General features: G+C 67.3%; 23 protein-coding genes and 1 tRNA gene. 5 read left to right on the forward strand and 19 right to left on the reverse strand.

What is annotated here, in order from left to right; translation table 11 throughout:
• Nucleotides 1-240: 240 nt before the first annotated feature.
• The 4 genes from ACIPR8_RS11825 to sstT all read right to left on the reverse strand — a co-directional run bounded on the left by ACIPR8_RS11825 (nucleotide 241) and on the right by sstT (nucleotide 3,717).
• Nucleotides 241-1,365 (reverse strand): polyamine ABC transporter substrate-binding protein, encoded by a 1,125-nt coding sequence (locus ACIPR8_RS11825; RefSeq protein WP_132864491.1) that lies wholly within the window; start codon nucleotides 1,363-1,365, stop codon nucleotides 241-243.
• A gap of 116 nt (nucleotides 1,366-1,481) precedes the next feature.
• The gene (locus tag ACIPR8_RS11830; RefSeq protein WP_132864492.1) at nucleotides 1,482-1,784 is read right to left on the reverse strand and encodes an AzlD domain-containing protein; all 303 of its coding nucleotides are present in this window, start codon (nucleotides 1,782-1,784) and stop codon (nucleotides 1,482-1,484) included.
• Nucleotides 1,781-2,497 (reverse strand): AzlC family ABC transporter permease, encoded by a 717-nt coding sequence (locus tag ACIPR8_RS11835; RefSeq protein WP_446541162.1) that lies wholly within the window; start codon nucleotides 2,495-2,497, stop codon nucleotides 1,781-1,783. Before ACIPR8_RS11835 ends, ACIPR8_RS11830 begins: the two co-directional genes overlap by 4 nt.
• 11 nt (nucleotides 2,498-2,508) lie before the next feature.
• A complete protein-coding gene (gene sstT / locus ACIPR8_RS11840; RefSeq protein WP_446541163.1) occupies nucleotides 2,509-3,717 on the reverse strand; it encodes a serine/threonine transporter SstT in 1,209 nt (402 codons plus the stop codon).
• 123 nt (nucleotides 3,718-3,840) lie between these two features.
• Between sstT and ACIPR8_RS11845 the strand changes: the two genes are divergently transcribed.
• Nucleotides 3,841-5,418: a phospholipase D family protein gene (locus ACIPR8_RS11845; RefSeq protein ID WP_446541164.1), complete on the forward strand. Its 1,578-nt coding sequence runs from the start codon at nucleotides 3,841-3,843 to the stop codon at nucleotides 5,416-5,418.
• Nucleotides 5,419-5,446: 28 nt separating this feature from the next.
• Here ACIPR8_RS11845 and ACIPR8_RS11850 read toward each other — a convergent pair whose 3' ends face one another.
• Nucleotides 5,447-6,514 (reverse strand): HDOD domain-containing protein, encoded by a 1,068-nt coding sequence (locus tag ACIPR8_RS11850; protein ID WP_446541165.1) that lies wholly within the window; start codon nucleotides 6,512-6,514, stop codon nucleotides 5,447-5,449.
• Between the two features lie 81 nt (nucleotides 6,515-6,595).
• A complete protein-coding gene (locus ACIPR8_RS11855) occupies nucleotides 6,596-6,886 on the reverse strand; it encodes a hypothetical protein (protein ID WP_132864497.1) in 291 nt (96 codons plus the stop codon).
• Nucleotides 6,887-7,023: 137 nt separating this feature from the next.
• Here ACIPR8_RS11855 and ACIPR8_RS11860 point away from each other — a divergent pair, with 137 nt between their 5' ends.
• Nucleotides 7,024-7,806: a carboxylesterase family protein gene (locus ACIPR8_RS11860; RefSeq protein ID WP_446541407.1), complete on the forward strand. Its 783-nt coding sequence runs from the start codon at nucleotides 7,024-7,026 to the stop codon at nucleotides 7,804-7,806.
• Nucleotides 7,807-8,042: 236 nt separating this feature from the next.
• Nucleotides 8,043-10,772: a bifunctional diguanylate cyclase/phosphodiesterase gene (locus tag ACIPR8_RS11865; protein ID WP_446541166.1), complete on the forward strand. Its 2,730-nt coding sequence runs from the start codon at nucleotides 8,043-8,045 to the stop codon at nucleotides 10,770-10,772.
• Between the two features lie 66 nt (nucleotides 10,773-10,838).
• Here ACIPR8_RS11865 and ACIPR8_RS11870 read toward each other — a convergent pair whose 3' ends face one another.
• Nucleotides 10,839-11,474: a LysE/ArgO family amino acid transporter gene (locus ACIPR8_RS11870; RefSeq protein ID WP_132864499.1), complete on the reverse strand. Its 636-nt coding sequence runs from the start codon at nucleotides 11,472-11,474 to the stop codon at nucleotides 10,839-10,841.
• A 135-nt stretch (nucleotides 11,475-11,609) separates the two neighbouring features.
• Between ACIPR8_RS11870 and ACIPR8_RS11875 the strand changes: the two genes are divergently transcribed.
• On the forward strand, nucleotides 11,610-12,515 hold the full coding sequence (locus ACIPR8_RS11875; RefSeq protein WP_132864500.1) for a LysR family transcriptional regulator ArgP: 906 nt from the start codon (nucleotides 11,610-11,612) through the stop codon (nucleotides 12,513-12,515).
• Nucleotides 12,516-12,625: 110 nt separating this feature from the next.
• Nucleotides 12,626-13,762 (forward strand): extracellular native short-chain-length polyhydroxyalkanoate depolymerase PhaZ7, encoded by a 1,137-nt coding sequence (gene phaZ7, locus ACIPR8_RS11880; RefSeq protein ID WP_446541167.1) that lies wholly within the window; start codon nucleotides 12,626-12,628, stop codon nucleotides 13,760-13,762.
• Nucleotides 13,763-13,769: 7 nt separating this feature from the next.
• Here the strand turns inward: phaZ7 and ACIPR8_RS11885 are convergent, their stop codons facing one another.
• From ACIPR8_RS11885 to ACIPR8_RS11940, 12 genes are all read right to left on the reverse strand, one after another.
• A complete protein-coding gene (locus ACIPR8_RS11885) occupies nucleotides 13,770-14,522 on the reverse strand; it encodes a transporter (protein WP_446541168.1) in 753 nt (250 codons plus the stop codon).
• A 110-nt stretch (nucleotides 14,523-14,632) separates the two neighbouring features.
• A complete protein-coding gene (locus ACIPR8_RS11890; RefSeq protein WP_446541169.1) occupies nucleotides 14,633-15,556 on the reverse strand; it encodes a M14 family metallopeptidase in 924 nt (307 codons plus the stop codon).
• A gap of 117 nt (nucleotides 15,557-15,673) precedes the next feature.
• The gene (locus ACIPR8_RS11895) at nucleotides 15,674-16,558 is read right to left on the reverse strand and encodes an acyltransferase (RefSeq protein ID WP_446541170.1); all 885 of its coding nucleotides are present in this window, start codon (nucleotides 16,556-16,558) and stop codon (nucleotides 15,674-15,676) included.
• 198 nt (nucleotides 16,559-16,756) lie between these two features.
• On the reverse strand, nucleotides 16,757-17,098 hold the full coding sequence (gene cyoD / locus ACIPR8_RS11900) for a cytochrome o ubiquinol oxidase subunit IV (protein WP_132864505.1): 342 nt from the start codon (nucleotides 17,096-17,098) through the stop codon (nucleotides 16,757-16,759).
• Nucleotides 17,098-17,727 carry a cytochrome o ubiquinol oxidase subunit III gene (gene cyoC, locus ACIPR8_RS11905; protein ID WP_192286311.1) on the reverse strand — a complete coding sequence of 210 codons (630 nt, stop codon included), beginning with the start codon at nucleotides 17,725-17,727 and terminating at the stop codon, nucleotides 17,098-17,100. Before cyoC ends, cyoD begins: the two co-directional genes overlap by 1 nt.
• Entirely contained in the window at nucleotides 17,724-19,721 is a 1,998-nt protein-coding gene (gene cyoB / locus ACIPR8_RS11910; protein WP_132864507.1) for a cytochrome o ubiquinol oxidase subunit I, read from the reverse strand. The genes cyoC and cyoB overlap by 4 nt, the downstream gene beginning before the upstream one ends.
• Before the next feature lie 2 nt (nucleotides 19,722-19,723).
• Entirely contained in the window at nucleotides 19,724-20,785 is a 1,062-nt protein-coding gene (cyoA, locus tag ACIPR8_RS11915; RefSeq protein WP_192286312.1) for a ubiquinol oxidase subunit II, read from the reverse strand.
• 273 nt (nucleotides 20,786-21,058) lie between these two features.
• Nucleotides 21,059-21,134 (reverse strand) — tRNA-Thr (locus tag ACIPR8_RS11920).
• Nucleotides 21,135-21,169: 35 nt separating this feature from the next.
• Nucleotides 21,170-22,120, reverse strand: a complete 951-nt coding sequence (ispH, locus tag ACIPR8_RS11925; protein ID WP_446541171.1) for a 4-hydroxy-3-methylbut-2-enyl diphosphate reductase — start codon at nucleotides 22,118-22,120, stop codon at nucleotides 21,170-21,172.
• A 51-nt stretch (nucleotides 22,121-22,171) separates the two neighbouring features.
• A complete protein-coding gene (lspA, locus tag ACIPR8_RS11930; RefSeq protein ID WP_192286313.1) occupies nucleotides 22,172-22,678 on the reverse strand; it encodes a signal peptidase II in 507 nt (168 codons plus the stop codon).
• An 87-nt stretch (nucleotides 22,679-22,765) separates the two neighbouring features.
• Nucleotides 22,766-25,600: an isoleucine--tRNA ligase gene (gene ileS, locus ACIPR8_RS11935; RefSeq protein ID WP_446541172.1), complete on the reverse strand. Its 2,835-nt coding sequence runs from the start codon at nucleotides 25,598-25,600 to the stop codon at nucleotides 22,766-22,768.
• Nucleotides 25,597-26,544 carry a bifunctional riboflavin kinase/FAD synthetase gene (locus ACIPR8_RS11940; RefSeq protein ID WP_132864512.1) on the reverse strand — a complete coding sequence of 316 codons (948 nt, stop codon included), beginning with the start codon at nucleotides 26,542-26,544 and terminating at the stop codon, nucleotides 25,597-25,599. Before ACIPR8_RS11940 ends, ileS begins: the two co-directional genes overlap by 4 nt.
• Nucleotides 26,545-26,564 lie beyond the last annotated feature (20 nt).

The following is a 26,564-nucleotide window of genomic DNA, read 5'->3' on the forward strand; positions in this document are numbered from 1 at the left end:
TCTTCGCTCATGGTCTCGTCGCGGCTGTCATCCGATAGGCCGGATCGCATTCAGGCGATCACGTACGTGACAGTACGGGAGCGGTGCGGGACGTCAAGTGAAATCCTGCGGAAAACCCATGAAAAAAGCCTCCCCGGCATCGCCGGGAAGGCTTTGGTCCAGATCCGGGGCATCGGCATCGATGCCTTCAGCGCGTCCCCGCCGTCGATGCCGGGGACGGCCGCGCTGCCTCCGGATGCATCAACGACCGGTTTTGATCTCGGTCCACAGACGGGTGTACAGCTTGTCCGTGTCCGGCGTGTTGATCGCGTAGGTGAACATCTTGGCCGCCACGTCTTCCGGCGGGTAGATGGTCTTGTCGTCACGGATGGCCGGATCCACCAGCGGCGTGGCCGACTTCACCGGGTTGGCGTAGTGGGTCACGTTGGTGTTGTTGGCGGCCACCTGCGGCTCGAGCAGGTAGTTGATGAAGGCGTAGGCGTTTTCCGGGTGCTGGGCGTCCTTCGGGATGGCCAGCATGTCGAACCACTGCGGGGCACCTTCCTTCGGGATCGAGTAGGCCACCTCCACGCCGTTCTTGGCTTCCTCGGCGCGGTCGCGGGCCTGGATGATGTCACCGGACCAGCCCACCACCAGGCAGGTGCTGCCATTGGCCAGCGCACCGACCAGCTGCGAGGAATGGAAGTTCTGCACGTACGGGCGGATCGACTTGAGCAGGTCGGCGGCCTTCTGGATCACCGCCGGGTCGGCGCTGTGCGGGTCTTCGCCCAGGTAATGCAGCGCGATCGGGATCAGGTCGGCCGGCGTGTCCAGCAGCGTCACGCCGCAGTCCTTCATCTTGGAGATGTTCTCCGGCTTGAAGATCAGGTCCCAGCTGTTGGCCACGTCGGTGCTGCCACCGAAGCGTTCCTTGAGCTTGGCCACGTTGTAGCCGATGCCGGTGGTGCCCATCATGTACGGCACGCCGAACTTGTTCTCCGGGTCCTGGCCGGCGATGCGCTGCATCACCGCCGGGTCGAGGTTGGCCAGGTTCGGGATCTTGCTCTTGTCCAGCGGCAGGAACACGCCGGCCTGGATCTGGCGACCAAAGAAGTTCAGGGTCGGCACCACGATGTCGTAACCGCTGTTGCCGGTCAGCAACTTGGTCTCGACCATCTCATCGCTGTCGAACACGTCGTAGGTGACCTTCACGCCGGTCGCCTTCTCGAAGTTCGGGATGGTGTCCTCGGCGATGTAGTCGGAGTAGTTATAGACGTTGAGGACCTTGGCCTCGCCGCCTTCCGGCGTCTTGGCGCCCTCTTGCTTGCCACCGCAGGCGGCGAGCAGGGAGATGGCGACACCAACGGTCAGGATGCGCAGATTCATGGATTCTCCAGTGGTGATCCGGGAGCGGGGGGAACCGGCGTTGCCGGCGCGTGGCGCATTGTCCCACTTGCGGACGGCATCGCGCATCTGTCGGGCCGCCAAGGCCCTGGACGGCCTCAGAACAACCGGATCAGCGCGGCGGCGGCCGCACCCAGCACCACCACCGCCAGGAAAGGCAGCCGCAACGCCAACGCCACCGCGGCCACCAGCAGCGCCCCCAGGCGTGCGTCCAGGGCGATGCCCTGCCCGCTGGAGACGGCGTTCATCGCGGTGAGCGAGGCCAGCAGGCCGATGGTCAAGGTGCCCGCCACGCGATTCATGCGCGGCGATTCCAGCCAGCGCACCGGCACCAGGTAACCGGCGAACTTGGTCGCCCAGGCCACCCCGCACCCCAGCAGCAGCCATCCCCACAGGCTCATCGTGGCGCCTCCCCGCTAGACGGCGGTGCCACGTCCGGCTCCAGCCCCTCCTCCGCCGGCCCTTGGCCGAACCAGCCCCAGATGGCCGCGACCGCCGCGGCCAGCAGGATCGGCACGCCGGGCGGCAGCCACGGCAGCGCCAATACCGTCACCAGCGCGCATGCCACCGCGATGGCGACCGGCTCACGCGAGCGCAGCCGCGGCCACAGCAGGCCCAGGAACGCCGCCACCGCGGCACCATCCAGGCCCCAGCGACGCGGGTCGCCCATTGCATCGCCGAGCAGTGCGCCCACCAGGGTGAACAGGTTCCACAGCACGTAGACGCCAAGGCCGGCCACCCAGAACCCGCGCCGTTGCTCGGCCGGGTCCTGCTGGCTGGCCGCGGTCGCGGCCGATTCGTCGATGGTCAGCTGTGCGGCCAGCGGCCGCCACCATCGGCGTGGCCGCAGCAGGCGGTTGATCTGCGCGCCATACACGGCATTGCGGACACCGAGCAGGCTCGATGCACCGAACGCCGCTGCCCCCGTGCCGCCCGCGCCGACCACGCCGATGAAGGCGAACTGCGAGCCGCCGGTGAACATCAGCAGGCTCAGCAACGCGGTCTGCAGCACGCTGAACCCCGAGGCCACTGCCAGCGCCCCGAAGGAGATGCCATACAGGCCGGTGGCCAGCGCGATCGACAGGCCAATGCGCACCGCGGGCGTGAAACGCACCGGCCGCGTCCTCAGCCGCGCGCCCGCGCGTGTTCGGCGGCGGCCACGAACACCACGTCGGTGGACGAGTTGAGCGCGGTTTCGGCCGAGTCCTGCACCACGCCGACCACGAAGCCCACGCCCACGACCTGCATCGCCACGTCATTGGGGATGTTGAACAGGCTGCACGCCAGCGGGATCAGCAGCAACGAGCCACCCGGCACGCCCGATGCACCGCAGGCACCGACGGCGGCAATCACGCACAGCAGCAGCGCGGTCGGCAGATCCACCGGGATCCCCTGCGTATGCACCGCCGCCAGCGTCAGCACCGAGATCGTGATCGCCGCGCCGGCCATGTTGATGGTCGCGCCCAGCGGAATGGCCACCGAATAAGTCTCCTCATGCAGGCCCAGCTTGCGGCACAACTCCATGTTGACCGGGATGTTGGCCGCCGAGGAACGGGTGAAGAACGCCGTGACGCCGCTTTCGCGCAGGCAGCGCAGCACCAGCGGATACGGATTGCGGCGCATCACCACCGCCGCGATCAGCGGGTTGCCGACGAAGGCCATGAACAGCATCGCGCCGACCAGCACGCACAGCAGGTGGATGTACTCCTTCAGCGCGTCCAGGCCGGACTCGGCCAGGACCGAAGCCACGATGCCGAACACGCCCAGCGGCGCCAGCCGGATGACCATGCGCACCAGCCAGGTGATCGCCGCGGACAGGTCGCTGACCACGCCGCGGGTGGCGGGACTGGCATGGCGCAGCGCCAGGCCCAGGCCGACCGCCCACGCCAGCAGCCCGATGTAGTTGGCGTGCAACAGGGCATTGACCGGGTTGTCGACGACCTGCATCAGCAAGGCATGCAGCACCTCGCCGATGCCGCTCGGCGCGCTGCCGCCGGCCGCGGCGACATCCTTGAGCGTCAGCTGGCTGGGGAACAGGAAGCTGGCCCCCACGCCCACCAGCGCGGCCACCAGGGTGCCGACGACGTAGAGCATCAGGATCGCGCGCAGGTGGGTCTTCTGGCCGTGCTGGTGGTTGGCGATGGAAGCGGCGACCAGCACCAGCACCAGCACCGGCGCCACCGCCTTCAGCGCGGAGATGAACACCGTGCCGAGCAGGCCCACTGCCTTGCCCGCTTCCGGCCAGGCCAGCGCCAGCGCGATGCCCAGCAGCAGGCCGATGAAGATCTGCAGCACCAGGCTGGGCGCGCGGGACGGAAAAGCAGGTGCGGTCATTGCAGGACTCAACGGCGAGGTAAACGCCGATTCTGACCCAAGCGGGCCATCGCCGGCACCGGCGGAACGTCATGGATGCCGCCTTGCACTGACCCCACACCCCGATCCGGCTAGGATTCGCGCATGGAATCCAAGACCCCTCCCCGCCGCTGGCGGCTGCTGCGCCTGCTGGGCATTGTCCTGACGGCGCTGCTGGTGTTGTTCATCAGTGGCCTGCTGCTGGGCGACCGCCTGACTCCCAAGGCCATCGGCGCGCCCTCGCATACCCTGCCGCTGCAGGAGCAGCAGACCCTGATCGACCGCGCACTGGTGCCGGTGCTGGCCGAACATCCGGGCCAGAGCGGTGCGATCTACCTGTCCGAGGGGCTGGAGGCCTACGCCGCGCGGTCGATCATCACCCGCCAGGCCGGGCGCAGCCTCGACCTGCAGTACTACATGTGGCACGACGACATGGTCGGCCACCTGCTTGCCCACGATGTGTACCAGGCCGCCGAGCGCGGCGTGCGGGTCCGCCTGCTGCTGGACGACATGAACACCCAGGGCCTGGACCCGCAGATGATGGCGCTGGACAAGCACCCCAACATCGAGATCCGCCTGTACAACCCGTTCCGCAACCGCGATGGCCTGTGGCGCCTGCTGGAAATGGTGCAACGCGCCTTCAGCATCAACCACCGCATGCACAACAAGGCCTGGATCGCCGATGGCCGGGTCGCCATCGTCGGTGGCCGCAACATCGGCGAGGAATATTTCGACGCGCGGCCGGACGTGAACTTCCGTGACCTGGACCTGCTGCTGGCCGGCCCGGTGGCGGCCGACGCCAGTACTGTGTTCGACCAGTTCTGGAACAGTGACGCGGTGGTGCCGATCGCCGCGCTGCAGTTCAGCACCGACCAGCAGCTGGGCAACTTCATCACCCAGGCCGAACGGGATGCCCGTCAGCAGGAGGCCCTGCCCTACCTGCAGCGCGTCCGCGCGCGCTTCGACGACGCCTACCTGAGCGAACGCCTCGCCCTGCACTGGACCGCGGACATCCATGTCCATTCCGATCCGCCACGCAAGCGTGGCAACGCCGATCGCTCCGACTGGCTGGTGACGCGGCTGGCCGAGGTGCTGCTCGGCGCACGCCACAAGTCATTGCTGATATCGCCCTATTTCGTGCCCGGCGCGGCGGGCACCAAGGCGCTGGTACGCCAGGTCCAGGACGGCGTGCAGGTCGGCGTGGTCACCAACTCGCTGGCCGCCAACGACGTGGCCGCCGTCCACAGCGGCTACATGCATTACCGGCGGCCGCTGGTCGCCGGCGGCGTGCAGCTGCATGAACTCAAGTCGCACGGCCACCCGGAGAAGGCCAGCACCTTCGGCAGCAGCGGCGCCAGCCTGCACACCAAGGCCTTCGTGGTCGACGACCGGCGCGGCTTCGTCGGCTCGTTCAACCTGGACCCACGCTCGGCCTACCTCAACACCGAGATGGGCGTCCTGTTCGACGACCCGGTGCTGGCCGCGCGCCTGCGCCAGGAATACCTGCGCCTGGCGGGCCCGGAGCTGAGCTACTGGGTCTACCTCGACCGCGACCATGAACTGCGCTGGCTCGACCGCAGCCACGCCCCGGCCATCGCCCTGCGCACCGAACCGGATACCACCTGGATGCAGCGCGCGACCACCCGGGTGATCAGCTGGTTGCCGCTGGAATCACAGCTCTGACTGCCGCCGGCCGGGATGCGCCTGGGCCTCAGCCCAGCTCGGGCTCTTCACGGCTGACCCGCTTCCACAGCCAGCTCGCCACGTGCCCGGGCAGCTGCGTGGACAGGGTCGCGACTGCCTCGTCCTCGCTCATCCGCCCACCGGCATGCAGCATCGCCGCGCTGGCGGCCAGCTGCCCGGTCTGCAGCGAACGCGCCAGCCCCTGCGGCGCCTCGGCATCGACCTCCTGCAAGGCCCTGATGATGGGATCGGCCAGCTTCCAGTGACGGGCAATACGCACCGCGGTCGGCGCGGTGCAGCGCTCCAGCAGGGCCATCAACGTACCCGGCTCACGGGACCGCAGCGGGGGCTGCAACAGCACGTCGGCCGCAGCCTGCATCACCATCGACGCGCTCAGGCCCAGCAGCAGGCCGGCCAACTGCGCGGCAAAGCCGTCCTCGCGCTCGACGCTGCGTGCGTGGTCGGCCGCGGCCAGCGACAGCCGCAACGTGTATTCCCACAACTGCTGCGCGAACAGCGCATCCACGCCGCGCGCCGACTCCATCACCGGCTGCACCAGCGCGGCGGAGATGATCTGGCGGATGCCATCGTTGCCGATCAGCGTCACCGCCCGCTCGATGCTCTGCACGTCCTGTTGCTGCAGGCGGTACAGCGGGCTGTTGGCGATGCGCAGCAGGGTGGCGGCCAGCACCGCGTCACTGCCAATGATGCGCGCGATCGAACGCGACGAGGCGGCGCTGTCGTTGACGCTCTGGATCAGCTGCGGCAGCAGGTTGGGACGGCGCGGCGTGTAGCGCGAGGACAGGTCCGCGCGGGTCAGTGCCGCGGCCACGTCATCGATCACCGAACGCTGCACGCGCAGCGCATCGGCCGATGCGTCCGTCACCGCCAGCGCATGCAGCAGGAAGCGCCGCTGCAGGTCGCCGGAGGCCACCTGCGGCATGACGTCCACCGGTTCTTCGTCGGCCGGCATGCGTGGCGGCGAAGGCATCTGTGGCGAACGCCTGGCCACCTGCGGCCCGGCGTGGCCGTGCTGCCAGAACCAGGCGATGGCCCCGACCACGAGGGCGGCAAGCAGTGCAGAAAGGATCGCCATGGATGCAGGCAGCGGACTCGAACGGAGGACTGCCTGCTACATCGGCGGCAGGCGTTGCATCTTTAGTCGTGCCGGCACCGCTCAGTCCTCGACCTTCGCCAGTCGCATGCCCATCGGCCCCTGCAACGAACCGTCCGCGTTGACGACCAACTCCAGCGTTGCATCCGGCTGCCCGGGCACCGTGATCCTGAGGGTGTCCTTGTCGCGGACGTAAGTGGTTTCCTGCGACTGGCCCATGACCTTGATGGCAACCTTGCCGTCGCGGCCGAAGGTGTAGGTGGCCATGCCCAACGCGTCGGCATAGGTGCCATCCAGGCCCGCGCCGCAGGCCGACAGCAGCAATACCAGCACCAGGCCCCAGGCTTTCTTCATCACAGGTCCGCTCCCGTTGGATGACCGCCGGTTGACGACCATGAACAGCGATTCTGACACACTGCCTGTCGCCCCCCGCGGCGCGCCGCCCGCGCCGCCCGTGTCCAACGGAGGACCGTCCCGTGCGTCGTTTCCTGATGATCGCCTCATTGCTGTCGATGCTCGCCGGCTGCAGCGGCCAGCCCGTGGCCAGCGCGCCCGACCACGGCCATTTCGTCGACCGCCAGCTGCAGTTCGAAGGCCGCACGTTCCGCTATCAGGTGTTCGTTCCCGCCCGCGCGGCCAGCCCTGGCAAACGCCCCCTGGTGCTGTTCCTGCATGGCTCCGGCGAGCGCGGCGATGACGGCGTCAAGCCGACCCTGGCCGGGCTCGGGCCATGGCTGAAGGAAAACCGCGACAGCTTCCCCGCGTTGGCGGTGTTCCCGCAGGTTCCCGAGGGCGAGGAATGGCGTGACCGCAACGCACGCATGGCGCTGGCGGTGCTGGATGCGGCCGGCAACGAGTTCCAGGCCGATCCGCGCCGCATCTACCTGACCGGCATGTCGATGGGGGGCTATGGCAGCTGGGAGCTGGCCTTGACCCGGCCCACCCACTTCGCCGCCGTGGTGCCGATCTGTGGCGCGCTGCGTGCACCGCGCCAGGCGCGCCCGGGCCTGCTGGTCGACCAGGTCGCCGCTGAAGCCGATCCCTACGTCGCCACCGTGACCCGCCTGCGTGGCGTGCCGGTCTGGAGTTTCCATGGCGCACGCGATGACCTGGTCCCCACCCACGACGACCGCGCCATCCACGCCGCCAGCGAGCAGTTGGGTGCGGGCTTCCGTTACACCGAGTATCCGGACACCAACCACAACGCCTGGGATCCCACCTACCGCAACCCGGCGATGTGGCAATGGCTGTTTGCCCAACAGCGCACCGAATAGCGGCCGCCCCCAATAACGTGATGTACTTCACTGTGAATAGTGGCTGCCACGCACAAGTCACATCGCTGACCCGATCATTCCCCACGCTTCACCGCCCCGCGCACCCTGAAGCACCTTCCGCGCGTACCCCCTTCGTGCCATAACAGCCACGCAAGGGGCCGCTTGCCCACTGCCAACGGGATACGACACCCGGCGGCGGTGCGTACCCATGAAAGGAATCCGGAGACACAGGTTTGGTGACCCGCCCGTCCACCGTTCAATCCCCGCCGCCGCGCACGCGCAGCCTGTACTCGCGGCTGCACTGGCTGATCGCGGCGGCGCTGCTGCCACTGCTGGTGATCGGCGTCATCGCCATCGTCCTGACCGCCCGCGACTACCGGCGCAATTCCGAGCAACGCCTGCAGGAAACAGCCGTCGCCTTGGCACGCGGCGTGGACCAGGGCATCCGCGAGAACATCAACCAGCTGCACCTGCTTGCCGTGCTTGCACCGCACGGCGACCCGGCCAGCTCCGGGCTGCAGGCCTGGTCCGGCAACAACGCCGAGGTCCGGCTGGTGCGCGACGGCAGTGACGAAGCGCAGTCCCTGCCGACGCCGGTGCTGCGCGATGCGCGCCGGACCGGCCAGGCACAAGTTTCCAACCTGTTCTCCGACACCACCGGCGCGCCGCCGGAAGTGGCCATCGCCCTGCCCTTCACCGACAGCACCGGGCAACCGCAGGTGATCGCGCTGGTGCAGCCCTCCAACCGCCTGATCAACACGATCCTGCATTCGGCCGACGAGGCCAGCCTGCTGGTGGCGGTGGTGGACAGCAACGGCATGATCGCCGCGCGCTCGCGCAACCCCGAGCGCTTCATCGGCCAACCGGCGCCGGACTGGTACAAGCTGCAGCTCAACGGCGGCAACGCCGGAGTGTTCGAGGCCACCACCAAGGAAGGCAAGGGCACCGTGCTGGCCTTCCACAAGCTGCATGCCGCGCCGGGCTGGGCCCTGGTGGTCGGCGAGCCGCAGAGCAGCTTCCAGGCCCGCTGGCAGCGCCCCCTGCTGGGCGTCATCCTCGGCGGCCTGCTGGCGGCGATCATCGCGCTGTTCTCGGCGCGCGCCATTGCGCGCAGCATCCTGTTGCCGATCCGCGCCCTGGCCCAGCGCGGGCGCAACATCGCCTCCAGCGAGGGCACCCCGGCCGATCCCCCCACCTCGCGCATCACCGAAGTGCAAAGCCTGCAGACCAGCCTCAATGACAGCGTGGATGCGCTCAAGCGCAGCGCCGACGAGGCCCGTGCGCTTGCACGTGACCTGAAGGTCAGCGAGCAACGCTACCGCGCCGTCGCCGAGGCTGGCGCCCTGGTGCTGTGGGAATCGGACCGCAACGGCCAGGTCCGTTCGGTCACCGGTTGGCGCGAGCTCACAGGCCTGCCGGAGCAGGACGCCCTGGGCAAGGGCTGGCTGCGCCGGGTCAACGAGGAGGACCTGGCCCCGATCGAGATCGCGCTGGAGCAGAGCTTCACCGCCGGCACCCCGCTGGACGTGGAGTTCCGCGTGCTCGACCTGTATGGCAAGTGGCGCTGGCTGCGCGCCCGCGGCGCACGGGTCGGACCGGAGCAGTCCGGCTGGGCCGGCGTGCTGGAGGATGTGGACGCCCGCCGCCAGGCGCAGGCCCGCATCGCCTACCTGGCCCAGCACGACCCGCTGACCTCCCTGCCCAACCGCACGGTGCTGTTCGAAAAGCTCGAACACGCGCTGGCCGATGCGCGCCGCGGTCGCCACAGCGCCCTGCTGCTGCTCGACCTGGACCGTTTCAAGGAGGTCAACGACACCCTGGGCCATCCCACCGGCGACCGCCTGCTGCAGGAAGTCGCCCATCGCCTGCTCGGTTGCGCGCGCAGCAACGACGTCGTCGCCCGCCTCGGCGGCGACGAGTTCGCGATCCTGATGGCACCGGAAAGCCGGCCGCCGGAAGCAGCCGCGTCACTGGCCACGCGCGTGGTGGAGGCCCTGGGCCGCCCGTTCGAGCTGGAGGGACATCCCATCGCCATCAGCGCCAGCATCGGCATCGTGCTGATCGACAACCTTGCCGGCAGTTCGGAAAAACTGATGCGCAACGCGGACCTGGCGCTGTACCGCGCCAAGGAGGAAGGCCGTGGTTGCTACCGCTTCTTCGAGGCGGAGATGGACACCCGCATGCAGCTGCGGCGGCAGCTGGAGACCGAGCTGCGGGCCGGCCTGGAGCAGCAGCAGTTCGTGCTGCACTACCAACCGCTGGTGGACCTGCAGCAGCGCCGCGTCACCGGCTTCGAGGCACTGCTGCGCTGGAACCACCCGCAACGCGGGTTGCTGGACCCGGGCCAGTTCCTGGCCCTGGCCGAGGACATCGGGCTGATGATCCCGCTGGGCGACTGGGTGCTGCGCCAGGCCACGCGCGACGCCGCGCACTGGCCGGACGAGATGAAGGTGGCGGTCAACCTCTCGGTGTCGCAGCTGGCCCAGCCGGACCTGGCCGATACCGTGGAAAAGGCATTGGCCGACGCCGGCCTGGCCGCGGCGCGGCTGGAGCTGGAGATCACCGAGAACGCACTGATCGCGAACATCCAGGCGGCCTCGTCGCACCTGCTGCGGTTGAAGGTCGCCGGCGTCTCCATCGTCATGGACGACTTCGGCACCGGCTACTCCTCGCTGGGCTACCTGCGCGCGTTCCCGTTCGACAAGGTCAAGATCGACAAGTCCTTCATCCGCGACCTGGGCGAACACAGCCAGGGCAGCGCCATCATCAGCGCGGTCTCGCACCTGTGCGGCAAGCTCGGCATCACCGCCACCATCGAAGGCGTGGAAACCCACTCCCAGCTGTCACAGCTGAAGGACGAGCACTGTGCCGAGGGCCAGGGCTATGTATTCGGACGGCCCATGCCGGTCGAACAGATCCGCGCCTTCATGCGCGAATGGCCCCAGCGCTGGCAGGCCACCGGCTGAGCCCAGGACGCAGTGACCCCCGCGCCAGAGCACGGGGGCCGCTGCATGTGATCGGGACCGCGCGGCTCAGTTGACGCCGCGGATGGCCAGGGTCAGGGCCAGCACGCTCAGGATCACCGCGATGGTGCCGTCCAGCACCCGCCAGGTCGACGGCTTGGTGAACAGCGGTGCCAGCAGGCGGGCGCCCAGGCCCTGCGCGGTCAGCCACACGCCGCTGGCGGTGACCACGCCGGCGGCGAAGGCCATGCGCGACTCGCCGAAGTTGTCGGCGATGGAGCCGATCACCATCATGTCCAGCCAGAAGTGCGGGTTGATGATCGAAAAGCCGGCCGCGGCGAGCAATGCCGTGCGCAGCGACTGCTCGGCATTGTCGTCCAGCTGCATGCCGCCACCGCCGGAGAACGCCCGGCGCGCCGACTGCAACGCATACCAGCCCAGGAACGCCACGCCGCCCCACAGCAGCACCGTGGTCAACCACGGCATCTGCTCGGTCAGGCGACGCAGGCCGACCACGCTGGCCATGATGAACACCGCATCGATCGCGAAACAGGTCGCGATGATCGGAATGACGTGCTGGCGCATGATGCCCTGGCGCAGGATGAACGCACTCTGCGCGCCGACGATGGCGAACAGGCCGATGCCGATGCCGGCACCGCTGAACCAGGCACTGCCTGCGGCTTGGGCGGAAATGACGGAAAACATGGGGGACTGCCTTTCTTCTGGGGGATTGCCACGGCGGGAGGAACCCACGCACCGCGGCTGACGGGTGCAATTGTCGCAGCGCAGCATTGAAAAGTAGAGCTAAACTTCGTTAACCATCTTTAGCAGAACTTAATCATGCGGATCGACCACTCCCAATTGCGCGCCCTGGCCGCGGTGATCCGCGAAGGCAGCTTCGAGCGCGCAGCGTTGTCACTGAACGTGACCGCCTCGGCCATCTCCCAGCGGATCAAGGCACTGGAGGACCGCGTCGGCAAACTCCTGGTCAAGCGCAGCATCCCCACCGAGGCCACGCTGGAAGGCCAGGTGCTGGTGCAGCTGGCCGAACAGACCGCGCTGCTGGAGCGTGACGCGTTCGAGCGCATCGGCATCTCCGACGCCGAACTGCCGCGCGCCAGCATCCCGGTGGCGGTCAACCACGACAGCATGGAGACCTGGTTCCCGGAGGCGGTGCAGGCCTTCTCGCAAACCACCACGACCACCCTGGACCTGCATACCGAGGACCAGGACCACACCGTGGCCCTGTTGCGCCAGGGCGCGGTGCTGGGCGCGGTGACCACCCTGTCCGAGCCGGTGCAGGGCTGCCAGATCCACGAGCTGGGCAGCATCCGCTACGCGGCCACCTGCACGCCCGAGTTCCATGCCCGCTACTTCGCCAAGGGCGTCAATGCCCAATCGCTGGCGCTGGCCCCGGTGCTGGTGTTCAACCGCAAGGATGACCTGCAGGCGCGCTACGCGCGCCGCCTGGCGGGCATCGCGCAGCCGTTGAACGCACCGACCTGGTGGATCCCCTCCACCCGCGCCTTCGTCCACGCCAACCTCGGCGGGCTCGGCTGGACCATGAACCCGCTGCCGCTGGTGCGCCGCCACCTGGAAAGCGGGCGCCTGGTCTACGTCAAGGCCCGCGCCTGGGAGGACGTGCCGCTGTACTGGCAGCACTGGAAGGGCGAGGTCAGGACCATGGCCCTGCTGACCCGCGCCATCCTGCAGGCTTCGGCGATGCTGGTGCGGCGGCGGCGCTGATCCCGTCGGGGCGATGCTGCGCTGCAAGTTTCCCCAAAGGACACTGCCCGCCCGCCGGGCAGGGGCGGAAGCTGCACGGATCGTCAGGTCCACCCGCCCGGAGCCGCCGCATGTCGACCATCCGCATCGCCCCTGTCCTCGCCTCCTGTTTCCTCGGCACCCTTGGCCTGCCCCTGGCAGGCGCCCTCGCCCTGCTGCCCGGCACGGCCCACGCACTGGATTGCGGCGGCAACAACGGCTACACCTGCACCGGCAGCGCCAACCAGTACGCCGGCGGCTTCAACCCCGGCGTCGGCCAGGGCGGCTTTGGTGGTGGCAGCTGCACCGTCACCCGCACCCCGGTGGTGTTCATCCCCGGCAACGGTGACAGCGCGATCAGCTTCGACATGCCGGCCGGCGCGGTCAGCGGCTACACCACCCCGCCGCGCTCGATCTACGCCGAGCTCAAGGCCGCCGGCTACAACGACTGCGAGCTGTTCGGCCTGACCTACCTCAGTGCCAGCGAACGCGCCGCGCCGCAGTACAACTACCACTCGCCGGCCACCTACCAGGTCATCAAGACCTTCATCGACAAGGTCAAGGCGTACACCGGCAAGAGCCAGGTCGACGTGGTCACCCATTCGCTCGGCGCCACGATGATGCTGGCCACCATCAAGTACCACGGCTACCAGGGCAGCGTGCGTCGCTTCATCAACATCGGCGGTGGCCTGCGCGGCCTGCAGACCTGCCGCAGCACCGGCTACCAGTCGGCGCTGGCCCCGACCTGCAATGCCGAAGCCTACGTGTTCCCGTACAACTACTACACCTTCGGCCTGTACCCGAGCACCGGGGTGAGCTACTACGGCTACAACCGCTGGACCGGCAGTGGCAGCGGCAGCCTGCGCACCTTCCCGGCCACCTACACCGGCATCCGCTTCTACACGATCACCGCCGGCCTGCGTGACCAGGTGCACTGCTTCACCACCAGCTACAGCGGTGGCTGCAGCGACGGCGCGCTGTTCAACAGCGCCGCCAACGTCTACGCGCAGATCGACGTCGGCGCCGGCAGCAGCGCCTACAGCTTCGACTGGGATTGGAGCGACGGTGGCCCATACAACTTCGGCGGCGGTGACACCAGCAACGGCGTCGGCCATTTCCGTTCCAAGAACAACAGCGGCGTGATCGTCCGCAACATGCTCGCCACCGATTGCACCACCGACTGCGCCGCCGGCTACAAGGACGTCCACGGCCCGGCGGTCAATCGCTGAGGCGTCCTCAGTCGAAGGCCAGGGAAAGCCCCACGCCGCCCTGCCAGTCCGTCGTGCGCGCGTCCAGCCCGCGCAGGAAGGAGACATCCAGCTGCAGGCGCGGCGTGGCCATCCAGGTCACGCCGGCACCGGCGGCACGCATGTACTGCGCGTCGGTGCCGTACCCGGCTTCGACATAGACACCCAGGTCCTCGCGCAGGGCAACGCCGTAACTGGGCGAGAGCAGCCAACCCCTGCCGTCCTCCCCCCACTGCCGGTCCGCGTACAGCGCCAGGCTGGCGTCCCGCGGCATGGCCCAGGCCAGGGTCACGCCCAGGTCATAGTCATGGCCGGCCCCGCCCAACGGCGCCTGCCCCCAGGGCAGCGTGGCGCCGGCTTTGAGCGCCAACGACAGTCGCTCCCCGCTCAACGCCGGCGCCCACTTCAACGCCACGCTTCCGTCACCACCGCCGCTTTCCCGCACGCGCCCGCCGCTGCCGTGCCGGCGCGACTGGCCCCAGCTGTCCGCTCCCAGCTGCAGTTCCAGCGTATCGGACAGGCCGGCGCGCAGCAGCGTGGCCGCGGCCCACGTCGTCGTCGTGGTGCCCGCGCTGCGGTCACGGCTGGCGTCCGGCAGGCCCTGCTCCCAGGCGAACACGCCCTTGCCGAGCGTACGCGTGGAAAAGCCGATTCCCGGCCGGTCGAACGCGGGCACCTCGTCGGCGTGCGCACGTGGTGCGACCAGCAGGGACAGGACAAGCAGCGCAAGGAGGGTCTTCATGCCGGCATGGTCCCTGCCCGGCCGGCGTGAGGGCGTGAACGCCCGTGGGCCCGCGCCGCCACGTGGACGCCCGCCTTTGGGCATGCCGGGCGACAGGCGCCCGGTGCGGATCAGCGATGCGCCAGCGCGTAGTCCAGCGCGCCGACCACGGCTGCGACCTGCGCATCGTTGCACTGCTGCGGGGTCGCCTTCGGGCTGTCCGGGTAGACCTCGGTGGTGGTCGTGTAGCGCGCGCCACTGACGCTGGCGCACAGGCCCAGCGCCTTGAGCGGATATTCGATCACGCCATGCGCCACCACCGGCGAGCCGATGATCTGGCCGTGCGCGTCGGCCGGCGCGATATGGGTGACCTTCTCCACCTCGGCGATCACCGCCTGCTGGAATGCCGGCTGCCGGTTCTCGCTGTCGTCGACCAGATAGAAGCCATCGGGGATTTCGCCAGGTTCGAACGGCTTGCCGTCGCGCGCCGCCAGCGCCGGACGGAACTCGGACTCGTCGGTGTCGGTGGTCTCGTGCAGGTCGATGTGCATCAGCACGCGTCCCTTCAGCGGTGCCACCAGCGCCATCAACGCCGCCGACTCCGGCGCCGGGCTGTTCGGCACGAACGAACGGTTCGGGTCCAGCGCCAATGCGTTCCAGCGCTGGATGCGCTCGTAGCCCCACGGGCTGACGCAGGGCACGACCAGCAGGTTGCACGTGTCGGCATAGTCGGCGGCACGCTGGTCCAGGAACTGCAGCGCGCCCTGCACGCCGCTGGTTTCATAGCCATGGATGCCGCCGGTCACCAGCATCACCGGCAAGGCGTCGTCCCAATCCGGACTGCGCACGGCCAGCAGCGGATAGCGCGCGCCGGGGTAATCCAGCTCGCCGTACTGCGAGACATCGAAGCGATCACGCAAGGCATCCACCTTGGTCACCACTTCCTCGGCATGGCTGCGCTGCACCTTCTGCCGCGCCAGCCACTGCGCGCGCTCGGCCGCGCCCCACGGCTGCCCGGGCGTACCCACCGGATAGAAAGCGGTATCAGTGCTCATGCGTGACCTCATCAAATGTTGCGGACAGGCGCGCACTGTACACCCGCCGCCGACCGGCGCAGGAACGCACGCAGCAAAAAGGCCCCCGCAGGGGCCTTGATGCTGGGCGGTCCGGGCTCAGCCGCGGCTCTCGAGCAAGCGGCTGATGTCGGCGTCCTTCTGCTCCCACAGACCATTCATCCACTGCTGGAATTGGGCGCGGAAGGTACGGTCATCCTGGTAGTTGCCGTTGATCAACTCGGCGGGAATCGGCAGCTTGCGCACCAATACCTTCACCTCCGGCAGGCGGTTGGCCATCAGGTCGATCATCGACGGGATGCCCTTGGGATAGACGATGGTTACGTCCAGCAACGCATGCAGGCCCTTGCCCATCGCGTCGAGCACGAACGCCACGCCGCCGGACTTGGGCTTGAGCAGATGCCGGAACGGCGAACCCTGGCTGTCATGCTTGGCCGGGGTGAAACGCGTGCCCTCGACGAAGTTCATCACCGCCACCGGGATGGCGTTGAACTTCTCGCAGGCCTTGCGCGTAACCTCCATGTCGCGCCGGCCGAGCTCCGGGTTCCTGGCGATCTGCTTGCGCGTGTAGCGGCCCATGAACGGGAAATCCAATGCCCACCACGCCAGGCCCAGCACCGGCACCCAGAACAGCGAGCGTTTCAGGAAGAAGCGCAGCAGCGGGATGCGGCGGTTGAACACCTTCTGCAGCACCAGGATGTCGACCCAGCTCTGGTGGTTGGCCAGCACCAGGTAATGTCCATCGCGCTCCAGGTCGGCATCGCCGCTGACCTGGAAGCGGGTGCGGGTGAACAGGCCCATCATCGCGCTGTTGACCCCGATCCAGCTCTCGGCCAATCCGGTCAGCATCGGGTTGCAGGCCAGGCGCACCTTCTTGAACGGCAGGATCGCCTTGACCAGCGCGACCACGAACAACGGCAGGCAGTGCGCCAGCGTGTTGAGGGCCACCAGCAGCAGGATCGGAATAACGCGTAACCACACCATGGGAGTACCGGGGCGCCCCTGAGCCATAAAGGCGGACAGGGTAGCAAACCCGATCATGACTGGTTGGCGTCGAATGAACGGTTTCGTCAGCTTGCCGTTGCCCCGCCTTCGGACGGTGGCGGCACGTGCCGGCCGTGCCCAAAAGGAAAGGCCGCCCCGAAGGACGGCCTTTCCCGGATGCTCAGGCGGTCAACCCGCTCAATGCATCATGTGATGGTTCATGTTCCACATCACCCACAGCGTGCCGACCACGATGATGCCGATCACCACCAGGGTGAACAGACCGGCATTGACGTTCCAGCGGGCGGCCGAGGAACGGTCCAGGTGCAGGAAGAACACCAGGTGCACCAGCAACTGCAGGATGCCGGCGACCACGATCACCGCACCGGTGGCCAGGCCGGAGGACAGGCCGCCGCTCATCACCACCCAGAACGGGATGATGGTCAGCACCGCAGCCAGCACGAAACCGATCAGATAGGACTTCACGCTGCCGTGGCTTTCGCCGCCGGTACCGTGTGCATGATTGTCATGTGCGGACATTACATAGCTCCCGACAGGTAGACGACAGAGAACACGCCGATCCAGACCAGATCCAGGAAGTGCCAGAACAGACTCAGGCACGCCATGCGGGTCTTGTTGCGCGGGGTCAGGCCATCGCGCTTGAGCTGGATGAACATCACCAGCAGCCACAGCAGGCCGGCGGTCACGTGCAGGCCATGGGTGCCGACCAGGGCGAAGAACGCCGACAGGAAGGCACTGGAGTCCGGACCGTTGCCGTTATGGATCAGGTGGTTGAACTCCCAGATTTCCATGCCCATGAAGCCGGCGCCCAGCAGCCAGGTGATGGCCAGCCAGAAGAACATCAGGCCCTGCCTGGACTGGTGCATGGCGATCATGCCCAGGCCGAAGGTCAGCGAGGACACCAGCAGCAGCGCGGTTTCCCAGGCCACGAACGGCAGCTCGAACAGCTCCTTCGGGCCCGGACCACCATTGGTGCCGCCGGACAGCACCACGTAGGTCACGAACAGCGAGGCGAAGATGAGCAGATCGCTCATCAGGTACACCCAGAAACCGAAGACGGTGTTCTCGCCCGAATCGTGGTGCTCGTGGTCGTGGCCGGCTGCATCTGCAGCCGAACCGTGGTTCAACGTGTGGGCGTTCGTGCTCATGCCTTCACCTCGGTCTTCACCAGCCCCTGTGCTTCCAGGTGGCGGCGGTGTTCGTTCTCGATACGTTCCACTTCAGCGGCCGGCACCCAGTAGTCCACGTCCTTGTCGAAGGTACGGACGATGAAGGTACCGATCATGCCGACCAGGCCGATGATGGCCAGCCACCAGATGTGCCAGACCATCGCAAAGCCCAGCACCAGGCTGAACGCGCCGATCACCACGCCGGCACCGGTGTTGCGCGGCATGTGGATGTCGGTGTACTTGGCCGGCTTCGGCCAGGCTTCACCACGCTGCTTGCGCTGCCAGAAGTCGTCGTGCTCCTCGCCCTTGGGCAGCGTCGCGAAGTTGTAGAACTGCACCGGGGAAGCGGTTTCCCACTCCAGGGTACGGGCATCCCACGGGTCGCCGGTCAGGTCCATGTTCTTCTTGCGGTCGCGGATGGACACGTAGATCTGGATCACCTGGCACAGGATGCCCAGGGCGATGATCGCAGCGCCGACGGCGGCGACGACGAAGAACGGCTGGTACTCCATGTTCGGGTAGCTCTGCATGCGGCGGGTAGCGCCCATGAAGCCCAGGGCGTACAGCGGCATGAAGGCCACGTAGAAGCCGATGAACCAGCCCCAGAACGCACGCTTGCCCCAGGTCTCGTCCAGCTTGAAGCCGAACATCTTCGGCCACCAGTAGGTGATGCCGGCGAACATGCCGAACACCACGCCGCCGATGATGACGTTGTGGAAGTGAGCGATCAGGAACAGCGAGTTGTGCAGCACGAAGTCGATGGCCGGGATCGCCAGCATCACGCCGGTCATGCCGCCGATGGTGAAGGTGACCATGAAACCGATCGTCCACAGCACCGGCGAGGTGAAGTGCACGCGACCGCGGTACATCGTGAACAGCCAGTTGAAGATCTTCACGCCGGTCGGGATCGAGATGATCATCGTCGTGATGCCGAAGAAGGCATTGACGTTGGCACCCGAGCCCATGGTGAAGAAGTGGTGCAGCCACACGATGAAGGACAGCACGCCGATGCAGGCCGTCGCGTACACCATGCCCTTGTAGCCGAACAGGGTCTTGCGCGAGAAGGTCGCGATCACTTCGGAGAACACACCGAATGCCGGCAGCACCAGGATGTAGACCTCCGGGTGGCCCCAGATCCAGATCAGGTTGATGTACAGCATGGCGTTGCCGCCACCGTCGTTGGTGAAGAAGTGCGTCCCCAGGTAACGGTCCAGGGTCAGCAGCACCAGGGTGACGGTCAGCACCGGGAAGGCGGCGATGATCAGCACGTTGGTCACCAGCGCGGTCCAGCTGAAGACCGGCATGGTCATCAGCTTCATGCCCGGGGTGCGCATCTTGAGGATGGTGATGAAGAAGTTGATGCCGCTCAGCGTGGTACCCAGGCCGGACACCTGCAGCGCCCAGATGTAGTAATCCATGCCCACGCTTGGACTGTATTCCAGCCCCGACAGCGGCGGGAACGCCAGCCAACCGGTCGCGGCGAACTCACCGATCCACAGCGAGATCATCATCAGGCCGCAGCCTGCGACGAACAGCCAGAAGCTCAGCGAGTTCAGGAACGGATAGGCAACGTCGCGCGCACCGATCTGCAGCGGCACCACCAGGTTCATCAGGCCGGTGATCAGCGGCATGGCCACGAAGAAGATCATGATCACGCCGTGGGCGGTGAAGATCTGGTCGTAGTGGTGCGGTGGCAGGTAGCCCTCGGCGCCGCCGGCGGCGACGGCCTGCTGGGCACGCATCATGATCGCGTCGGAGAAGCCGCGCAGCAGCATCACGAACGCCACGATCAGGTACATCGCGCCGATCTTCTTGTGGTCCACCGAGGTGAACCACTCCTTCCACAGGTAGCCCCACAGCTTGAACTTGGTGATGGCACCCACGACTGCCAGGCCACCGATGATCGCGCCGATCAGGGTGGTCAGCACGATCGGATCGTGCGGCAGTGAATCAAATGAGAGTTTTCCGAGCATCGTCATTCTCCCGAGCCACCGTGGCCAGCGTGAGCGGCCCCGGCGTTCGCGTCTGCATTGTGACCGTCGTGGCCGTCAGCCTCGCCTGCGGCGGGGGCCGCTGCGGCGTCGTGACCTTCGTGGCCCATGGCTTCATGGTTCATCGCCTCGTGGCCTGCGCCCTCGTGCGACATCGCCTTGCCGTCATGCTTCATGCCGAAGTGGTGGTTGTCGCCCACGTGCTTGGCGATGATCCAGTCGAACAGGCCCTTCTCGGTGCTGCCGTAGTAGGTCACCGGGTGCCAGTCGTGGTTGCGCTCGGCGCTCAGCTCGGCGAAGGACGCCTGGTCCATCACCTTGGCATCGGCGCGCACCTTGGCCAACCAGGCCTGGTACTCGTCGTTGCTGACCGCGTGCGCGTCGAAATGCATCTTGCTGAAGCCCGCGCCGCTGTAGTGCGAGGAGCGGCCGTGGTAGGTACCGGCTTCGTCCGCGATCAGGTGCAGCTTGGTCTCCATGCCGGCCATCGAGTAGATCATGCTGCCCAGATGCGGAATGAAGAACGCGTTCATCACCGTGTCGGCGGTGATCTTCAGGTTCAGCGGGGTGTGCACCGGGAAGGTCAGTTCATTGACCACGGCGACGTTTTCTTCCGGATAGACGAACAGCCACTTCCAGTCCAGCGAGATGGCCTCGACCACAACCGGCTTGGCGTCCGATTCCAGCGGCTTGTACGGGTCCAGGGCGTGCGAGGAGCGCCAGGTCAGCACGGCCAGCACCAGCACGATCATGCAGGGGATCGACCAGACCACCACTTCGATGGCGGTGGAGTGATGCCAGGTCGGCTCGTAGCGGGCCTTGGTGTTGGAAGCGCGGTACTTCCACGCGAACACCAACGTCAGCACGATCACCGGGATGACGACCAGCAGCATCAGCACCGTGCAGGTGATCAGCAGCGTGAGTTCGTCCCGGGCGATCTGGCCCTTCGGGTCAAACAAGGCCCAGTCGCAGCCCGTCATCAAGACGGCCATCGCGACAATCAGGCCCGGACGCAACAAGCGTCCAAGAGATTTCAACGGAATCATCGGTCGATCCAATTGCGGTGGAGGTACTGGCCCCCACGCCCCATGCCACAAGCGCGAACAGCCGCCCGGGGATTGCCCGCCGGGACGACGCTGAACAGGGAACGTGAGTCAGTGCCGCAATTTTAGGCCTTCACGCAACACTTAGGATAGGCATTGACAATGATTTCACGCAGGAAACAGGCACCTGGACGTGCGACACGTTGTCGCACCAGCGGCGCACGCGCGCAGGCCGGAAAGCAAAAAAGCCGACTCGGCAAAGTCGGCTTTCTGCTTTGGTGCCGGAAACAGGAGTCGAACCTGCGACCTACGCATTACGAATGCGCCGCTCTACCAACTGAGCTATTCCGGCGTGGCCGCGAAGTTTAATGAATGCCGGCGGCGTGGTCAATCGACCAGGCGCAGTCGCAGTTCCTTCGGCAGCGCGAACACCATCGATTCCGGTTCACCATCCAGCTCGGCCACGCCGCTGGCGCCGAGCTCGCGCAGGCGGGCGATCACGCCATCCACCAGCACCTGCGGTGCCGAGGCACCGGCGGTCAGGCCGATGCGCTGCTTGCCGGCCACCCAGGCCGGATCGATCTCCTGTGCACCGTCGATCAGGTAGGACTCCACGCCTTCACGGCGGGCCAGCTCACTGAGGCGGTTGGAGTTGGAGCTGTTCGGCGAACCGACCACCAGCACCAGGTCGCACTGCTTGGCCAGGTCACGCACCGCGTCCTGGCGGTTCTGCGTGGCGTAGCAGATGTCGTCGTTCTTCGGGCCCTGGATGGCCGGGAAGTGGGAGCGCAGGGCTTCGATCACCGCGCGGGTGTCATCCACCGACAGCGTGGTCTGGGTGGTGTAGGCGAAGTTCTCCGGCTGGCTGACCTGCAGCGCCTCCACGTCCTCCACGCTCTCCACCAGGTAGATGTGGCCCTTGCCCTTCTCGCGGTTCCACTGGCCCATGGTGCCTTCCACTTCCGGATGGCCTTCGTGGCCGATCAGCACCACGTCGCGGCCGGCGCGGCAGTGCCGCGCCACTTCCAGGTGGACCTTGGTCACCAGCGGACAGGTGGCGTCGAACACCTTCAGGCCGCGGCGCTCGGCTTCGCCGCGCACCGCCTGCGACACGCCATGCGCGCTGAAGATCACCGTGTTGCCGTCCGGCACTTCGTCCAGCTCCTCGACGAAGATCGCCCCGCGCGCCTTCAGGTCATCGACCACGAAGCGGTTGTGCACCACCTCGTGGCGCACGTAGATCGGCGCCCCCAGCGTCTCGATCGCACGCTTGACGATCTCGATGGCGCGATCGACACCGGCGCAGAAACCACGGGGATTGGCGAGCAGAACGTCCATCTTTCAGATACTCCGGCCGGCAATGGCCGGTTTCGGTGAAACAGTTGGGGATTATCCGGCCTTTTTGCCGGACTTGCCTTCAAACAGGCCCGACACGGCGATGCCGATGGCGCCAGCCACGATCGCCGAATCGGCGATGTTGAACGAGGGCCAGTAATGGTTGCCCACGTACCACTGGATGAAGTCCACCACGTGACCGTGGATCTGCCGGTCGATCACGTTGCCGATCGCGCCGCCGATCACCAGCGCATACGGCAATGCGCTGCGCCAGTTGGCACGCGGCGTGCGCGACAGCCAGAACGCCATCAGGCCGCTGATCGCCACCGCCAGGAAGGTGAAGAACCACAACTGCCAGCCACCGGCGTCACTGAGGAAGCTGAACGCCGCGCCGGTGTTGTAGGTGCGGTACCAGTTCCAGAAGCCGTCGATCACCGGTACCGGGGTGAACTCGGGCAGGCTCGACAGCACCCACGCCTTGCTCCACTGGTCCAGCCCGATCACCGCCACCGATACCAGCAGCCAGATCAACGCATTGGGTTTAACCGCTTTCGACTGCATGTGTGCATCCGTAGAAATTCTTCAGGAAAGACGCGGGCGCCCGGCCATGGCCGTCGGCACCCTCGCCCCTTCAACCGCCGTGGCTGGTCAGAACCAGCGGCGATCCTCGCCCGCACCTTCGATGTTGCTGACGCAGCGGCCGCACAGCTCCGGGTGCGCGGCCACCGCGCCGACGTCGGCGCGGTAATGCCAGCAGCGCACGCACTTGGCCTTCTCGGTCGGCTGCGCGCTGACGAACACCTCATCGGTGGTCGCCGGGCGCACGCTCACGTCGCCGCTGATGAACAGGAAACGCATTTCATCGGCCAGCGGCTGCCAGCGTGCGGCCTGTTCCTCGTTGGCGGCGACGGTGATTTCCGCTTCCAGCGCCGCGCCGATGGCACCGTTGGCGCGCATCGGCTCCAGCACCTTGGCCACCTGCTCGCGCAGTGCCAGCAACTGGTCGAAGTCGGCCGCCGACAGCTGTGCATCGGCCGGCAACGGGGCCAGGCCGCCGTACCAGGTGGTGAACAGCACGTTGCCGGCGCGCTCGCCCGGCAGGTAGCCCCACAACTCTTCGGCGGTGAAGGTCAGGATCGGCGCCACCCAGCGCACGAACGCCTCGGCGATGCGGTACATCGCGCTCTGCGCCGAACGGCGGCCGCGCGAATCCTCCGGCATCGTGTACAGGCGGTCCTTGGTCACGTCCAGGTACAGCGAGCCCAGGTCCACGCTGCAGAAGTTCAGCAGCAGCTGGACGATCTCGGCCATGTTATAGCTGGCGTAGGCGAGCTTGATCTTCTCCTGCAGCTCGAACGCGCGGTGCACGATCCAGCGGTCCAGCGCGACCATGTCTTCCAGCGGGCGCAGGTCCCGGGCCGGGTCGAAGCCGTCCAGGTTGCCGAGCAGGAAGCGCGCGGTGTTGCGCAGGCGGCGATAGGCGTCGGCGTTGCGCTTGAGGATTTCCTGCGACAGCGACATCTCGTTGCTGTAGTCGGCCGAGGCGATCCACAGGCGCAGGATGTCCGCGCCCAGCTTGTTCATGATGTCCTGCGGCTCGATGCCGTTGCCCAGCGACTTGGACATCTTGCGGCCGTGCTCGTCCACGGTGAAACCGTGGGTCAGGCACTGCCTGTACGGCGCCGCCTTGTCGATGGCCACGCCGGTCAGCAGCGAGGACTGGAACCAGCCGCGGTGCTGGTCCGAGCCTTCCAGGTACAGGTCGGCCGGCTTGCCGAAGCCACGCGCCAGCAGCACGCCTTCGTGGGTGACGCCCGAGTCGAACCAGACATCGAGGATATCGGTGACCTTCTCGTACTGCGCGGCCTCATCGCCGAGCAGTTCGCTGGCATCGAGCGAGTACCACACGTCGATGCCCTCGACCTGCACGCGGTCGGCCACCTGCTGCATCAGTTCGACGGTGCGCGGGTGCGGCTCGCCGGTCTCGCGGTGCATGAACAGCGCGATCGGCACGCCCCAGGTGCGCTGGCGCGAGATCGTCCAGTCCGGGCGCCCGTCCACCATGCTGGCGATGCGCGCCTTGCCCCAGGTCGGGAACCAGCCCACGGTGTCGATGGCCTTCATTGCATCGGCGCGCAGGCCGGCCTTGTCCATCGAGATGAACCACTGCGGGGTGGCGCGGAACACCAGCGGCGTCTTCTTGTGGCGCCAGCAATGCGGGTAGCTGTGCTGGATTTCGACGAACGCCAGCAGCGCGCCGCTCTGGCGCAGCACCTCGATGATCAGCGGCTGGGCCTTCCAGATGTGCAGCCCGGCCAGTTCCTGCGTGCCGGCCGGCGGCGTCGACGGCAGGTACACGCCCGCACCGTCGATCGGGTTGATCTGCCCGGCGTTGTAGTGCTCCAGCAGGCCATAGGCCTGGCTGACCACGTAGTCCTCCTGGCCGTGGCCGGGCGCGGTATGCACCGCACCGGTACCGTCGGCATCGGACACGTGCTCGCCGTTGAGCAGCGGGATGTCGCGGTTGGCGTAGAACGGGTGCGCCAGCAGCTGGTTCTCCAGCGCCGCGCCCTTGGCATGGCCGTGCACCACCACCTCGGCCACGCCATAGCGGGCCAGCGAACGCTCGGCCAGCGCCGAGGCCAGCACCAGCCAGCGTGGCTGGCCGTTGTGGGCCGGGCCTTCGACCAGCGCGTATTCGATGTCCGCGCCCAGCGACACCGCCAGCGAGGCCGGCAGCGTCCACGGGGTGGTGGTCCAGATCGGCACCGCCACTTCCACGCCCGCCGGCAGCGTGACGCCGAAGCTGGCGGCCAGCGCCTTGGCATCCCGCGCGGCGTAGGCCACGTCCACGGCCGGCGAGGTCTTGTCCTGGTACTCGATCTCGGCCTCGGCCAGCGCCGAGCCGCAGTCGAAGCACCAGTGCACCGGCTTGGCGCCGCGCACCAGGTGGCCGTTGGCGACGATCTTGGCCAGCGCGCGGATTTCATTGGCCTCGAAATCGAAGCTCAGCGTCTTGTACGGGTTGTCCCAGTCACCGATCACGCCCAGGCGCTTGAAGTCGCGGCGCTGGATCTCGATCTGCTCCTCGGCGTACTCGCGGCACTTCTGGCGGAACTGGACCGCGTCGAGCTTGACGCCGACCTTGCCCCACTTCTTCTCGACCGCGATCTCGATCGGCAGGCCGTGGCAGTCCCAGCCCGGCACGTAGGGCGCGTCGAAGCCGTCCAGGTAGCGCGACTTGACGATGATGTCCTTCAGGATCTTGTTGACCGCGTGGCCCAGGTGGATCTGGCCATTGGCGTACGGCGGGCCATCGTGCAGCACGAACAGCGGCCGACCCTTGGCGTTCTCGCGCAGCTGCGCATAGATGCCCTGCTCTTCCCAACGCGCCAGGATGCCCGGCTCGCGCTTGGGCAGGTCGCCGCGCATCGGAAACTCCGTTGCCGGCAGATGGAGGGTGGCTTTGTAATCCTGGCTCACGCGGTGGCTCGCAATCTGTGTTCGGAAAGGATGCGACGCGCCTGTTCGGCGTCGCGGTGCATCTGCTCGGTCAGCGCCGGCAGATCGTTGAACTTCTCTTCATCGCGCAGCTTGGCGACGAATTCCACTTCGATGTGGCGACCGTACAGGTCGCCCTGGAAATCGAACAGGTGGGCCTCCAGCAGCGGCTCCACGCCCTCCACGGTCGGCCGCGTGCCGAAGCTCGAGACCGACGGCCACGGCTGCTCGAAGACACCGTGCACCCAGGTAGCGTAGATACCTGAAAGTGCGGGTGTTTTGGGGAAACGCAAGTTGGCCGTGGGGAAGCCCAGCGTACGGCCCAGCTGCTGCCCGCGCACCACCCGGCCGCCGATCGCGTACGGGCGGCCCAGCAGGTCGGCGGCGTGGCCGAAGTTGCCGGCCACCAGCAGCTCGCGGATGCGGGTGCTGGAGATGCGCTCGCCGTTCAGGTGCACCGGCTCGATCTCGCCGGCCACGAAGCCCAGCTCGGCGCCCATCGCCTGCAGCAGCGCGATATCGCCGCCACGGCGGTTGCCGAAGTGGAAGCGGGGGCCGATCCAGACCTCGCGCGCCCCCAGCCGGCGCACCAGCATGTCGCGCACGAAGTCCTCGGCGGTGATCGCCGCCATCCGGGCGTCGAAACGCAGCAGGCCGACCTGGTCGATGCCCAGCTCGCGCAGCGTGGCCACCTTGTCGCGGGCCAGCATCAGCCGCGGCGGCGGGTTGTCCTTGGCGAAGAACTCACGCGGCAGCGGCTCGAAGCCCAGCGCCACGGCGGGCACGCCCAGCGCGCGGGCACGGGCAACGGCGTGGCGCACCAACGCCCGATGGCCCAGGTGCAGGCCGTCGAAGGCACCGATGCAGACCACGCTTCCCTGCGGGGCAAGCACCCCGCCATCGACGTCTCTAAAAAGCCTGCTCATTCCATCCGGATCCGGCCCTT

Source organism: Stenotrophomonas sp. LARHCG68, assembly GCF_052871705.1.